The sequence below is a fragment of the Campylobacter jejuni genome (assembly GCF_049221745.1).
GTDB classification, from domain to species: domain Bacteria; phylum Campylobacterota; class Campylobacteria; order Campylobacterales; family Campylobacteraceae; genus Campylobacter_D; species Campylobacter_D jejuni_E.
Map to the genome: position 1 here is coordinate 161,001 of NZ_JBMJAO010000001.1, position 14,523 is coordinate 175,523.

The following is a 14,523-nucleotide window of genomic DNA, read 5'->3' on the forward strand; positions in this document are numbered from 1 at the left end:
TTTTATTTTTTAGTCTTTGTGGAATTTTTATTTATATTATTTTTTTATAATAAATACCCAAACAAGAAATAATAAGGAATGTAAGAATAATGAGGGGTATTTTTTATATATTAGCATTGTTTTCTTTACTTAATGCCGATGAACTTACAGAGGCTTTAGCAAAAAATAATAATCAAAATTCTTGGGAGCACTTTGATTATAAAAATACCAAAGAAGCTCCAAAAATTCAAGAAGAGAATGTGGATTTTAAAAGTACTTTTGATAGCTTACTTTCAAAAACTTTAGAAAATAATAATGGTATAGATAAAACAGATGGGAATTTAGATTTTCAAAATGAAAATGTGCAAGTTAAAAATCTAAGTTCTCTTTATGAGGGAGAGAATAATTCTTTGCTTTTTCAAAAAGAACTTTTTGTGGCTCAAGATAATTATAATTACTCAGGGGGTTTAATCAATCGTTATGAAAAAGATGATTTTTTATTTGGAGTTAATGGTTTTATTGATAAACAAAAAGAACAAAAAGATACTAAAAGCTTTGGTGCAGAGTTTGGTTATAGTAAATTTATAAAGGCTTATAGTAATTATTACATACCCAATGAAGAGGAAAAAAATTTACAGCTTGGAATGAGCTTTGTAATTCCAACTTATACCGCTTTTGCTTTTGATATAAGTAAGGATAATGATAAAACTAATTATCAAGTATCTTACTCTCCTTATAGTGTATTTAGTTTAAATTTATTGCGTCGTGATTATAGTGCAAGAGAGACTGTTGATGATACTGTTGTTCAAGTTGGATTTAGTTTTAATTTCAATGAAAGTTTCTTAAAACAATTTAGGAAAAAAGATAATACTTTAGAGGAGGTTAATCGATATGATTTCCTCCAAAGAACCCATTAGTTCATTCCAGCATTATGGAATTTTTCTGGATTATCCATAGCATAGCGAAATTTTTCCCAATCGATTTGTTTATCCCAGATTGCAACGATTAAGGCTGCGACTGAATTTCCGCAAAGATTTCCAACCGCCCTCATTTCAGACATAAATTTATCAACTCCCAAAAGAATACCTATAGCAGCTACTGGTAAAACCTGTGTTAAAGTTGCATTTGCTTCAGCAATTTCCATATTTCCTAAAGCTGCAAGAGTACTTCCAAGTACTATAAAACCAGATCCAGTTACACCTACTGCACCTTTTGAAGCTATCATTAATACAATTAAAATACTGATTTCATGTGTTAGGCTTAAATTTACATTAAAAGCTTGTGCTAAAAAAATTAAACTCATAGCTAGATAAATGTTTGTACAATCAAGATTAAAACTATATCCTGTAGGCAAAACAAGTCCAACTGTCGCTTTAGAAAGTCCTGCTTTTTCTAGTTTTCTCATTAAAGGGGCAAGTGCGGACTCGCTCGAACTGGTTGCAAAAACAATTAATACTTCTCTTGAGATAAATCTCATAAATTTAAAGATATTTACTTTTGCAAAATAACAAATAAGACCTAAAATTCCAAATATAAAAACAAGACATGAAATCAGCATTACTAAAAGTAAATATGCCAAGTTGATCAAAGATCCAATTCCGTATTGAGCTATGAGTACAGCCATTGCTGAAAAGGCAGCAATAGGACTAAAATACATAATGATTTGTAGAATTTTAAAAACAAAATTTTGTACCACTTCAAAAACTCTTTGAATAGCTTGTTTGTCTTCTATTCTCATTAAAGAAATAATCAAAGCAGTAATTATAGCAATAACTAAAACTTGTATGGTTTTTCCTTCTGTAAAAGGCGTGATGATATCAGTAGGCATAGCATCTTTTAAAATATGTATAATCTCAGAGCTTGCACTTACTTCTGTGGTTTGAGAAATGTATTTTTGAACGTTTTTTGTATCAAGTTGGCTTGGATCAAGATTCATTCCATGGCCTGGTTGCATAACATTTGCCATAAAAATACCTATAGCAAGCGCTAAAGTACTTACAACTTCAAAGTAAATAACCGCTTTAGCACCAATACTACCTACTTTTTTTAAACTTTCAAGACTAATGATCCCTAAAACTAAGGTAACAAAAATAATAGGGCCTATAAGAACCTTTAAAGCGCCTATAAAATAATCAACTCCTGGTTTGCTAGCAATGGCTAATCCTTTATCTGTATAGCCAAGTGCAATACCTGCAATAATGCCTATAATCACCCAAAATCCAAGACTTTTGATAATACGTTTATATAAAGGCGGTTTTCTTTCAGCTAAAGTTTGACTTAAAGTTTCCAAGTTTATTCACTCCTTTTGATCTTTGTAAAATATAATTTTAACAATGCGTATTGTAAATTTTAACAAAAAAACAAATCTAGAAATACTTTCTTTTATATGATATGATAATTTTTTATATAAATGTTACAAAATTTCTCATTATTTACATTATAAAATTTAAAATATTTTTGAAAATTTTATAATTTTGTAATTCAGTTTACTTTTTGTTATTTATTATTGGTAATAATTCTATTTTTGATTTATTTGTTTTATTAGGATGTTTTAAATTATGAAAGAAATAGTTTTGTCTGAAAATGCTTTAATTACTTCTAAAACAGATCTTAAGGGGAATATCATTTATGCCAATAATGACTTTTTAAAATATGCAGGTTATAAAGTCGATGAGCTTTTGTATAAATCTCATAATATAGTAAGACATGAAGATATGCCACGCACTGTATTTAAATGTCTTTGGGATTATATTCAAAAAGGAGAAGAAATTTTTGCATTTGTAAAAAATAAAGCTAAGGATGGTAGTTTTTACTGGGTTTTTGCAAATGTAAGCGCTTCATTTGATGCCAATGGAAATATCATCAATTATTATTCTGTTCGTCGTGCACCCAATAGAAAATCTCTTCCTATAATTGAAGAAGTTTATAAAATTTTACTTGAAAAAGAGCAAAAATCAGGCATTAATGCTGGAGTTTCAGCTTTAGTGGATATTGTAAGTTCTTATAAAATGACTTATAATGAACTTATTTTTAACTTACAAGAAGATAACTAAATAAGATATGTTTAATCTTTTTATTGTATAATTTTCGCCTAAAAATTAAAGTAATATATATTATAAAAGTATTACTTTAATTTATGATTTCAAAAATCTTTAATAAAGGGGTAAATTTATGATGAAAAATGGATTATTATTGGCTATTTTTCTAAGTGTTATTGGTGTTTTAGGTGCCATTTTTATTCATATTTATATTGGAGCGATAATTTTTATTTTAATCACTATTTTAATGATTTATTTGCTTAGACAACACAAAGATGAGCAAATAATGATTGATAAACTTTTGGTTCTTTGTAGAGAGTTAAAAGAGGGTAATTTTAACAATAGAATTATCTATGCAAAAACGAAAAGCAAAAAATTAGCCGAAATAGCAGATAATCTTAACAATACTATCGATGGGCTAGAAGCTTACTTAAGGGAAATTAATACTTCTATTTCTTGTTCTCAAAAAGGTGAATTTTATCGCAAGGCTTTGCCTGAAGGTTTAAAAGGAATTTTTGCTCATAATATCGAATTTATAAATAAAGCTTTAGCAAACATAGAAGTGACAGCAAAATCTACTTTTAAAAATGCTTTATCAAGAACTTTAATGGATTTAAGTCTTGGAAATCAAAATAAAGATATGTCTCAAATTTCTAGCTCATTAAATCAAGATATTAACATGATGAAAAATGTATATGATACAGTTGATGCCATTACTCATACAGCTACAGAAAATGGCTCAGAAGTAGATTCTTTACAAAGTGCTATGGGTTCTTTAATGGATGTTGTAAATTCGAGCAAGGAAACAGTGCAAACTTTTGTGGCTAATTCTCAAAATATTACTTCAGTGGTTGAAGTAATACGCGATATAGCTGATCAAACCAATCTTCTAGCTTTAAATGCAGCTATTGAAGCTGCACGTGCAGGAGAGCATGGTAGAGGATTTGCGGTTGTGGCTGATGAAGTTAGAAAGTTAGCAGAAAGAACTCAAAGATCTACAAGCGAAATTTCTATTGCAATTCAGACTATGCAACAAGATTTTATAAATATCCAAAGTGGCAGTGAGCAAGTTTTTAATATTGTTAGTGAATCTGAGGAAAGAATTAATAAATTTTCTCAAGCTTTTAAACGTCTAGAAGAAAATAGTAGTGCTCTTGGTATTAATTTTGAATCCTTTGCAAAGAGATTGATTTTATCTGTGGTTAAAATCGATCATATTCTTTATAAATCAAATATATATTTAAATTTAAATGGAGCTCAAAATTTTAATCTTGAAAGCGTAGATCCAATTTCTAGCCTTTGTCAAGATGAGAGAGCTAGGGATGTTATCAATGAGCTTAGTTCTGAAGCTGATTTGAATTTAGCAAAAGAATTTATAAAAAATAAAGCTAAGAGAGCAATAGAAGAATCAAATCAAGATTATATTGATCAAAAAGCTTATGATGTAATTGTAAGTGATATTAAATCACTAGAACAAAGAAGTGCTGAAATTTTAGATAAATTAAAAATATAAATAAGGACAAAAAATGTCAAAAGAAATTGTTTTACGAAAAGATAGTTTAATTGCTTCTAAAACAGATTTAAAAGGTAGGATAGTTTATGCAAATCATGACTTTTTAAAATATGCAGGTTATACTATGGGTGAAATTTTAAATAAACCTCATAATATAGTAAGACATGAAGATATGCCAAAAACTGTTTTTAAATATTTATGGGATTATATAAGAGAGGGTAAGGAAATTTTTGCTTATGTAAAAAACAAAACCAAAGATAACAATTACTACTGGGTTTTTGCAAATGTAACTCCATCAGTAGATATTAATAATAATATCATAGGCTATTATTCCGTTCGTCGTATGCCAAATAAAAGTGCTATTTCTACAATAGAAAGGCTTTATAGCGATCTTTTAAGAGTAGAACAGCAACAAGGTTTAAATAAGGGTGTTGAAATGCTTAAAAATTTCTGTAAAGATGCAAATAAAACTTATAATGAGTTGATTTTTTCTCTTCAAGAAACTAAATAAAATTTTATTAGACTTAAAGCAATTTTTGTTTTAAGTCTAAATATTATATAATCTTTCTTTCGAAATTTACATTTTTCAAGGCAAAGTATGTTTGATGTTATTGTTATAGGTGGTGGTCATGCAGGCATTGAAGCAAGTGCAGCTACTGCTAGAATGGGTAAAAAAACCTTACTTTTAACTACATTGATTGAGCAAATAGGAGCAGCAAGTTGTAACCCAGCTATAGGCGGACTTGCTAAAGGGCATTTGGTAAAAGAACTTGATGCTATGGGCGGTCTTATGGGTGAAATTACTGATGAGGCTGGGATACAATTTCGTATTTTAAATGAAAGCAAAGGAGTAGCCGTTCAAGGAAGTAGGGCACAAATTGATATGGATAAATATCGCATCATTGCACGTAATAAACTTTTAAAACTTCCAAATTTAGAAATCTCTCAAGAACAAGCGAGTGCTTTAATCGTAGAAAATGATGAAGTTAAAGGCGTAAAAACAAATTTAGAAAATACTTACTTTGCTAAAAAAGTAATACTTACAACAGGAACTTTTTTAAATGGTCTTATTCATGTAGGAGAAAATAAACTTCAAGCAGGAAGAGTAGGGGAGCTTGCTTCAGTAAATTTAGGAAACTATTTACAGACTTTGGGTTTAAAAATGGGACGTTTAAAAACAGGAACTTGCCCAAGAGTTGATGCAAAAAGTATTGATTTTAGCGTACTTGAAATTCAAAATGGCGATGTAAATCCTAAAGCTTTTAGCTTTCGTTCAAGAAATTTTAATCCTACTCAACTTCCTTGTTACATTGCACGCACCAATGCAATTACACATGAGATTATTAAAAGTAATTTTTATCGCGCCCCGCTTTTTACTGGACAGATTGAAGGTGTGGGACCAAGGTATTGTCCTTCTATAGAAGATAAAATTAATCGTTTTAGTGATAAAGAAAGTCACCATCTTTTTATAGAACCTCAAACTATTGATATGACAGAGTATTATATCAATGGTTTTTCTACATCTTTACCTTATGAAGTACAAATTCAAATGTTACATTCTATAAAAGGTTTTGAAAATGCCAAAATTACGCGTTTTGGTTATGCTATAGAATATGATTATATAGAACCAACTGAACTTAAGCATACTTTAGAACTTAAAAAGATTAAAAATCTTTATTGTGCAGGACAGATTAATGGAACTACAGGCTATGAAGAGGCTGCAGCACAAGGCTTTATGGCAGGAGTTAATGCAAGTTTAAGCATAGATATGAAAGAGCCTTTGATTTTAAGGCGTGATGAAGCTTATATAGGAGTTTTAATCGATGATTTAGTGATAAAAGGTACAAAAGAACCTTATAGAATGTTTACTTCAAGAGCGGAATTTAGACTGCTTTTAAGGGAAGAAAATGCTATACTTAGACTTGGAAAATATGGCTATGATTTAGGGCTTCTAAGCGAGCAAGATTTTACTTATATACAAAATATTGCAAATAACCTTCAAAAAGGACTTGAATTTTTACTTTCTAAAGAATTTACGCCTAATAACCAAAATAATGCTTTTTTAGAGAGTTTAGGTGAGGATAAAATTTCTTCTATAGTCAATCTTCAAAAAATTGTTGCAAGAGCAAGTTTTGATATAGAAAAATTAAAAAAACTTGACCCTATGTTTGAAACTATGGATCATTACTCCTTAAGAGAGATTTTAAATGAGGCAAAGTATTATCATTACATTAGTATGCAAAAAGCTCAAGTAGAAAAAATGAAAAATCTTAGCGAGCTTAAAATTCCTGAAAATTTTGATTTTAAAAGTGTAAGCGGTTTGAGTAATGAAGTTGTAGAAAAGCTTAATCATCATAAACCTCCAACTATTTTTGCTGCAAGTCAAATCAGTGGAATCACTCCTGCAGCATTAGATATTTTACAAATTTATATTAAAATGCAAAAGAAAAAAGCTTAAATGCTTGCTTTTTTTATTTTTTTATCTACTTTAATTTTGCTTTTTTGGCGTCCATGGAATTTGCCTATTTGGGTATTTTCTAGTTTGGGAGCTTTTTTTGTTTTTATTTTCCAATTGGTAGATTTTAAAGACGCTTATTTTGTTTTTTCTTTAGTTTGGGATAGTTCTTTAACTTTGGTTGGGTTGATTATTCTTTCTTTTAGCTTGGAAGCTTTGGGATTTTTTGATTTTATTGTGAGTAAAATTTTGCATTTTTCTAGAGAGAAAAATCAAGAAAGAATTTATATCAGCACAAAAAAATTGATGTTATTTTTGTTGATTTTTGTCTTTTTTCTTTCTGCATTTTTTGCTAACGATGGAGCGATTTTGATCATTACACCTATTATTATAGCTTTATTTTCAACTCTTAAAGATTGTAAAAATCATGCTTTTATTTTAAGTTCTTTTTTGCTTAGTCTTTCTTTTTTATGTGATGCAAGTTCAAACGCTTTGGTTGTTTCAAATTTAACCAATATCATCACAGCAAATTATTTTAAGATAGAATTTTTAGAATTTGCTAAAAATATGTTTTTGCCAAATTTTTTTGTTTTGCTTTCTACTATAGTTATGGTTTTTGTGCTTTATGTGAGAGTTTTACCTAAAAGGCTTGAATTTAAATTAGTCAAAAAAGAGCAAATTTCATTGAAGTTGTTTTTTCTTTGCGTAGTGTTTTTATTTCTTTTTGTGATCAGTTTTTTTATAGGTGAAATTTTTAATATTAAAATAAGTTTTTTTGCTTTGCTTTGGGCGGGAATTTTTTGGCTTATTGTTTTAAAAATTCAAGGTAAAAAAAGTATTAAAATTCTTTTTGAAGCACCTTATGGAGTTTTGCTTTTTAGTTTTGGGCTTTATATGGTAGTTTTTGCTTTACATAAAATAGGTGTGAGTGAAATTTTGGTTAAAAGTTATGCTTTTTTGATGCAAGATAAGAGTGGAATTTTTGGCGCGGCTTTGATTTCAGCTTTTGGATCTTCTGTGTTTAATAATTTGCCTATGGTTTTAATTGGAGATTTGGCATTAAAAGAATATTTTGAGAATTTTTCTTTTGATTCTTTGATGATTTATGCACATCTTTTAGGTGTAAATATAGGCCCAAAACTTACACCAATAGGTTCTTTAGCAACTTTGCTTTGGCTTGGAGTTTTAGTTAGAAAAGGCATTAATATTTCTTTTTGGCAATATTGTAAATTTAGCTTTTTAATAACTTTACCCGTACTTGTTTTTTCTCTTTTTGGTCTTATTGTCTAAATATCAAAACTTATTAAACAAAGAAAAAATTTATTTTAATTTCGATAAACTTTTAACTTGGTTAAAAAATAAAATCGAAAGGACAAGTTATGGCTACATCTGAGAGTAGACGAAGCTTTATGGGCTTTGCATTTGGAAGCGTAGCTGCTGTAGGCGGTGTTTTCTCGCTTGTTGCGATGAAAAAAACTTGGGATCCGCTCCCAAGTGTCAAAGCTGCAGGTTTTACTACAGTGGATTTATCAGGAATGCAAGATGGAGAGCTTAGAACTATAGAATGGCGTAAAAAGCCTATTTTTATATTAAAAAAAGATGCGAGTATGCCAAAAGATGAAAAACGTGATGTTGTGGTAGATAATGCAGCTTATACTGTGGTTATAGGACTTTGTACGCATTTAGGTTGTATACCTGCTTACCAACCAAGCGAGCAATTGTTTAAATGTGCCTGTCATGGTGGAGAATTTGACGCAAGTGGAAAAAATGTCTTTGGACCTCCTCCAAAGCCTCTTGAAATTCCTCCTTTTAAAATTGATGGAACCAAACTTGTTTTAGGTGAAGAGGGTCCTGAATATAAAAAAATAATAGCGGAGGCTTAAGATGGCACAAATTAGAAAAGCTAATGGCCTTGTAGATTGGCTTGATCAAAGACTTGCGGTACATAAACTGCTTGATGTTTTAATGGTAAAGTATTGGATACCAAAGCAAATTAACTTTCTTTGGGCAATGGGGGTTATTTTAACCACTCTTTTTGCAGTGCTTTTTGTTACAGGACTTTTACTTGTAATGTATTATAAACCAGATACCGCACTTGCTTTTGATAGTGTGAATAAGACTATTATGCAAGAGGTGGATTATGGATGGCTTTGGCGTCACATGCATGGTGTTGCTGCTTCTGTTGTATTTTTGATTATATACATACATATGCTAACAGGAATTTATTACGGTTCTTATAAGAAAGGTCGTGAGATGATTTGGGTTAGTGGTATGCTTTTGTTTGTTGTATTTTCTGCCGAAGCTTTTAGTGGCTATATGCTTCCTTGGGGGCAAATGAGTTATTGGGCAGCCCAAGTAATCACTAATCTTTTTGGAGGGATACCATTTATTGGCCCTGAACTTGTGATTTGGATTCGTGGGGATTATGCGGTTTCTGATCCAACTTTAACAAGATTTTTTATGCTTCATGTATGCTTGCTTCCTATAGTTATCATTGCTATTATAGCATTTCACTTTTATTCTTTAAGAATTCCTCATGTTAATAATGAAATTTCTGAAGAGCTTGATTTTGACTTAGAAGCTGAAAAATATATAGCAGGTGATACAAAAGGTTCTAAAGTAATTCCTTTTTGGCCAGGATTTTTATCAAAAGATTTTATGTATATAAGCTTTTTTATGATTTTCTTTTTTTATTTGGTATGTTTTAAATTTGAATTTGCAATGGATCCAATTAATTTTGATCCAGCTAATGCGCTTAAAACACCAGCTCATATTTATCCTGAGTGGTATTTCTTATGGAGTTATGAAGTTTTAAGAGGATTTTTCTTTGATATTGCAGGTATTAAAGCTTTTGATATAGGTTTGGCTGCATTTGGTATTGCTCAAGTGATTTTCTTCTTACTTCCTTGGCTTGATAGAAGTGATGTTGTAAAACCCGCTCATGAAAGACCTTTATTTTTCATTTGGTTTTGGATTTTGCTTATCGATTTAATTGTTTTAACAGTTTATGGAAAATTACCTCCAACAGGTGTAAATGCTTGGGTAGGATTTTATGCTTCTATAGTATTTTTACTTTTACTTATTGTGGTTTTACCGGTTATTACTATTATGGAGAGAAAAGGAGCTAAACAATGAGAGAAATAAAAATATTTTTAGTTGTAGTAGTTTTTACTGCGCTTGTATATTGGGGGGTAGAGCCTTATGCTCATTCAGTGATGAAGCCTCATGTTGCTCCTGCAAATTTTGATTTTGCTGTAGAAGATACTACTTTTGCAAAAGGTATAGTTGAAGCTAAGGAATTAGCTCTAAAAGATGCACAAGCTTCAGGAGACGCTAAAAGAATAGAGAGTGCAAACAAAGAACTTGAAAAAGCAAAAGAAGAATTAAGCAAGGTTGAAACACTTTGGGCAGATGTTGCAAAGATCGATTTTGCTAAGGGTGATGCAAAAAAAGGTAAAGAATTTTTTGAAAATAACTGTTTTGCATGTCATGGTGTAAAAGAAGATGGAATAGCAGCTAATATTACTGATTCTTCTATGGGGGTAATACCACCTGATCTTAGTGCAGCTGGTGCTATTTTTGATGAAAAATTTTTAGCAGCTTTGATTATGCATCCTGCACTTGCTTTAAAAGTAGATCATAAATTTGGTGATGCTTTTATTATGACAGCTTACAATAAAGATACTTCAGGAGAGAGTGAAGAAGCTACAAATGCAAATATAGCCAATGTAATTGCTTATCTTAAAGATGTGAGTGTTAAATTTGAAGCCAATGAAGATGCTACCATTAAGAAAGATGTTGAGGCAAAATATGCTAAAATGGAAAATAGTGCTCAAAAAGTGGCTTTAATAGAAAAAGATATAAAATTTGCTAAAGATAAAGCAACTTTTATTGAGGCTTGTGGACGTTGTCATGATATGAAATACGATAGCTTTTTTACTCCATCAAATCAAAATGATTTAAAAACTTATTTAGGTTCTGTTCCGCCTGATCTTTCTATGATGATAAGATCTCGTGGTGAGCAATATTTACATGATTTTATTAATAACACTCAAAAACTTCTTCCAGGAACTGCTATGCCAAGAGTAGGTTTAACAGAAGCTGCACAGGCTAAGGTTGTATCTTATATTGATCAAGTGGGTGATAGCAAAAAAGAAGAAAGAAAAACTACAGGAATTTATGTAATGATATTCTTTGTAATTTTAAGTATTTTTGCTATAGGTTGGAAGCGTTCTGTTTGGTCTAAATTACATTAATATTACATTTTTTGCTATTATTTAATAATAATGGCAAAAATCTTATTTTTTCTTCATTTTTATTAACTTTTAACATTTAAAGAGAGATACTCTAAAATATAATTATTTTAGAATTTAGGAGTATTTTATGTTAGAAAAAACTTTAATCAAATCTATTTTAAAAAAGTGGAATTATGGGGATTTTAGAGTTGTTTTTTGGGATAAAGAAGAATTTCTTATCGGAAATAAACCTGCTAAATTTTCTTTAATTTTTAAAGAAAAAATTCCTTTTTTGGAGTTGTTTGGCGATACAAGTTTGGTTTTTGCAAGACATTATATGCAGGCAAAACTTGATATAGAAGGTGATTATGATGAAATAGCTAGAGTATTGTATTATTTTTCTAACCAGCAATTTTTTAAAACCAAAAAAGATGTATTGAGTAAAATAACTCAAAAGCAAGAAAGTAAAAATATTAAAAGTCATTATGATATAGGTAATGATTTTTATAAGCTTTGGCTTGATGATACTATGAGTTATTCTTGCGCTTATTTTAAAGAGCCTAACAATACTCTTTATGAAGCTCAAATTAACAAAATAGAACATACCCTTAAAAAACTTGATTTAAAGGAAGGAGAAAAGCTTTTAGATATAGGTTGTGGCTGGGGTTGGCTTTCTATTATGGCGGCTCAAAAGTATGGAGTTAAGGTTGTTGGAATTACTATTTCAGAGGAGCAGTGTAAAAAAGCTAAGGAAAGAGTAAAAGAACTTGGTTTTGAAGATAAAATAGAAATAAGACTTCAAAATTATCAAGATTTAGAATTTGAAAATTATTTTGATAAAGTTGTTTCGGTAGGTATGTTTGAACATGTGGGAAAAGAGAATTTAGGACTTTATTTCATGAAAGTAAAACAAGTGTTAAAACCTGGAGGTTCTATGCTTTTGCATTCTATTTTAGCCATGTTTGAAGGAAAAACAAATGCTTGGATAGATAAATATATTTTTCCAGGAGGATATTTACCTTCTTTAAGAGAGGTTGTAAGTGCTATGAGTGAATGGGATTTTCATCTTCTTTTAGCAGAAAGTTTAAGAATACACTATGCAAAAACTTTAGATTTATGGGATGAAAATTTTAACAAAGTATTGGACAAGGTAAGGGAAAAATATGATGAAGAATTTATAAGAATGTGGGATTTATACCTTCGTTCTTGTGCCTCTGCTTTTCGTGTTGGGAGCGTGGATTTATTTCAATTTTTAATCACAAAAGAAATCAATAATAATCTAAGCCTTACCAAGGACTACATATATAAGTAAAAACTAAACTTAAATTTGATAGAATCTTAGCTTCATTTCACACACATCAATCCTTTTTAGCTTGTGTAAATTAAGGGATGTGGAGGAATAAAGCTAAATTTATAAAGGAGAAACTCATGGTTAGTATGAGAGATTTATTAGAATGCGGTGTGCATTTTGGACACCAAACAAGACGCTGGAATCCAAAGATGAAAAAATTCATTTTTGGCGAGAGAAAAGGTATTTATGTAATTGATTTACAAAAAACTTTGAGATATTTTAGGTATACCTATAATATCGTTCGTGACGCTGCTGCCGAAGGAAAAACTATACTTTTTGTTGGAACAAAAAAACAAGCAGGTGGAGCGATTAAAGAATACGCTGAAAAATGTGGTATGCCTTATGTAAATCATAGATGGCTTGGTGGTATGATGACAAATTTTGGAACTATTCGCCAGTCAATTAGAAAATTAGAAGTAATTGAAAAAATGGAAGAAGATGGAAGTATTAAACTTTTAACTAAAAAAGAAGCTTTAATGCTTACAAGAAAAAAAGAAAAATTATTAGCTTATCTTGGTGGAATTCGTTACATGAAAACTCAACCTGATATGATTTTTGTTATTGACATAGTAAAAGAAAAAATTGCTGTTCAGGAGGCAAATAGATTAAAAATTCCTGTTGTAGCTCCATTAGATACAAATTGTGATCCTGATTTGGTAACTTATCCTATACCAGGAAATGATGATGCAATTCGTTCAGTGCAACTTTTCTGCCAAGAAATGGCTGAAGCGATTAATGAAGGAAAAGCTTTAAGAGAACAAGACAGCGAAGCTTTAGTAAATGAAGAAAAAGAGATTACCGATGAAGAGAAAAAAGAAGTTTTAGATGAAGCGATGAGCGAAGAAGACTTCGGTGAGGAGCAAGAATAATGGCTGAAATTACTGCTGCAATGGTAAAAGAACTCCGCGAAAGTACAGGTGCGGGGATGATGGATTGTAAAAATGCTTTGAGTGAAACTAATGGAGATTTTGATAAAGCAGTACAACTTTTAAGAGAAAAAGGTTTAGGTAAGGCTGCTAAAAAAGCAGATAGACTTGCTGCAGAAGGTTTAGTAAGCGTAAAAGTAAGTGATGATTTTACAAGTGCAACTGTAAGTGAGATTAATTCTGAAACAGATTTTGTGGCAAAAAATGATCAGTTTATCGCTTTAACGAAAGATACTACAGCTCATATTCAAAGCAATAGCTTGCAAAGTGTAGAAGAACTTCATTCAAGCACAATTAATGGTGTAAAATTTGAAGAATATTTAAAAAGTCAAATTGCAACTATAGGAGAAAACTTAGTTGTAAGAAGATTTGCAACTTTAAAAGCAGGTACTAACGGCGTTGTAAATGGTTATATCCATACAAATGGCCGTGTTGGTGTTGTGATTGCCGCAGCTTGTGATAGCGCCGAAGTGGCTTCAAAATCAAGAGATTTGTTAAGACAAATTTGTATGCATATTGCAGCAATGAGACCAAGTTATTTAAGTTATGAAGATTTGGATATGACTTTTGTTGAAAATGAATACAAAGCTTTGGTTGCTGAACTTGAAAAAGAAAATGAAGAAAGACGCAGACTTAAAGATCCAAATAAACCTGAACATAAAATTCCTCAATTTGCAAGTCGCAAACAATTAAGCGATACAATTTTAAAAGAAGCTGAAGAAAAAATCAAAGAAGAGCTTAAAGCTCAAGGTAAACCTGAAAAAATTTGGGACAATATTATCCCAGGTAAAATGAATAGCTTTATAGCAGATAATTCTCAACTCGATAGTAAACTTACTTTAATGGGTCAGTTTTATGTAATGGATGATAAAAAAACTGTAGAACAAGTAATTGCCGAAAAAGAAAAGGAATTTGGCGGAAAAATTAAAATTGTTGAATTTATTTGCTTTGAAGTTGGCGAAGGTTTAGAAAAGAAAACTGAAGATTTTGCGGCTGAAGTTGCTGCACAACTTTAAAAACGGTTAA

General features: G+C 30.4%; 13 protein-coding genes. 12 read left to right on the top strand and 1 reads right to left on the bottom strand.

The annotated features are described in order from the left end of the window. Positions 1–89 precede the first annotated feature (89 nt). Positions 90–896 carry an inverse autotransporter beta domain-containing protein gene (locus tag ACOTU8_RS00805; RefSeq protein WP_115786713.1) on the top strand — a complete coding sequence of 269 codons (807 nt, stop codon included), beginning with the start codon at positions 90–92 and terminating at the stop codon, positions 894–896. Here the strand turns inward: ACOTU8_RS00805 and dctA are convergent. Further along, the gene (gene dctA, locus ACOTU8_RS00810; protein ID WP_422341367.1) at positions 893–2,269 is read right to left on the bottom strand and encodes a cation:dicarboxylate symporter family transporter; all 1,377 of its coding nucleotides are present in this window, start codon (positions 2,267–2,269) and stop codon (positions 893–895) included. The two genes, ACOTU8_RS00805 and dctA, sit on opposite strands and share 4 nt — an antisense overlap. Before the next feature lie 268 nt (positions 2,270–2,537). Here dctA and cetC point away from each other — a divergent pair, with 268 nt between their 5' ends. The 11 genes from cetC to tsf all read left to right on the top strand — a co-directional run bounded on the left by cetC (position 2,538) and on the right by tsf (position 14,513). Beyond that, positions 2,538–3,032 (top strand): energy taxis response protein CetC, encoded by a 495-nt coding sequence (gene cetC, locus ACOTU8_RS00815; protein WP_422341368.1) that lies wholly within the window; start codon positions 2,538–2,540, stop codon positions 3,030–3,032. Between the two features lie 751 nt (positions 3,033–3,783). Further along, positions 3,784–4,530: a methyl-accepting chemotaxis protein gene (locus ACOTU8_RS00820; RefSeq protein ID WP_422341658.1), complete on the top strand. Its 747-nt coding sequence runs from the start codon at positions 3,784–3,786 to the stop codon at positions 4,528–4,530. A 13-nt stretch (positions 4,531–4,543) separates the two neighbouring features. Continuing rightward, the gene (gene cetB, locus ACOTU8_RS00825) at positions 4,544–5,041 is read left to right on the top strand and encodes a PAS domain-containing protein (protein WP_422341369.1); all 498 of its coding nucleotides are present in this window, start codon (positions 4,544–4,546) and stop codon (positions 5,039–5,041) included. A gap of 87 nt (positions 5,042–5,128) precedes the next feature. Beyond that, on the top strand, positions 5,129–6,988 hold the full coding sequence (gene mnmG, locus ACOTU8_RS00830; protein ID WP_422341370.1) for a tRNA uridine-5-carboxymethylaminomethyl(34) synthesis enzyme MnmG: 1,860 nt from the start codon (positions 5,129–5,131) through the stop codon (positions 6,986–6,988). Then, positions 6,989–8,275, top strand: coding sequence for an arsenic transporter (arsB, locus tag ACOTU8_RS00835; protein ID WP_422341371.1), 1,287 nt, complete (start codon positions 6,989–6,991; stop codon positions 8,273–8,275). It begins immediately after the preceding gene. A gap of 89 nt (positions 8,276–8,364) precedes the next feature. Then, on the top strand, positions 8,365–8,868 hold the full coding sequence (petA, locus tag ACOTU8_RS00840) for a ubiquinol-cytochrome c reductase iron-sulfur subunit (protein WP_422341372.1): 504 nt from the start codon (positions 8,365–8,367) through the stop codon (positions 8,866–8,868). A gap of 1 nt (position 8,869) precedes the next feature. Next, complete coding sequence (petB, locus tag ACOTU8_RS00845; protein WP_057031469.1) at positions 8,870–10,120, top strand: cytochrome b; 1,251 nt, start codon at positions 8,870–8,872, stop codon at positions 10,118–10,120. Beyond that, a complete protein-coding gene (gene petC / locus ACOTU8_RS00850; RefSeq protein WP_422341373.1) occupies positions 10,117–11,241 on the top strand; it encodes a c-type cytochrome in 1,125 nt (374 codons plus the stop codon). Before petB ends, petC begins: the two co-directional genes overlap by 4 nt. A gap of 127 nt (positions 11,242–11,368) precedes the next feature. Continuing rightward, a complete protein-coding gene (gene cfa, locus ACOTU8_RS00855) occupies positions 11,369–12,532 on the top strand; it encodes a class I SAM-dependent methyltransferase (RefSeq protein ID WP_422341374.1) in 1,164 nt (387 codons plus the stop codon). A gap of 116 nt (positions 12,533–12,648) precedes the next feature. Beyond that, positions 12,649–13,440: a 30S ribosomal protein S2 gene (gene rpsB / locus ACOTU8_RS00860; RefSeq protein WP_422341375.1), complete on the top strand. Its 792-nt coding sequence runs from the start codon at positions 12,649–12,651 to the stop codon at positions 13,438–13,440. Next, positions 13,440–14,513, top strand: a complete 1,074-nt coding sequence (gene tsf / locus ACOTU8_RS00865) for a translation elongation factor Ts (RefSeq protein ID WP_422341376.1) — start codon at positions 13,440–13,442, stop codon at positions 14,511–14,513. The genes rpsB and tsf overlap by 1 nt, the downstream gene beginning before the upstream one ends. The last annotated feature ends 10 nt before the right edge of the window (positions 14,514–14,523 follow it).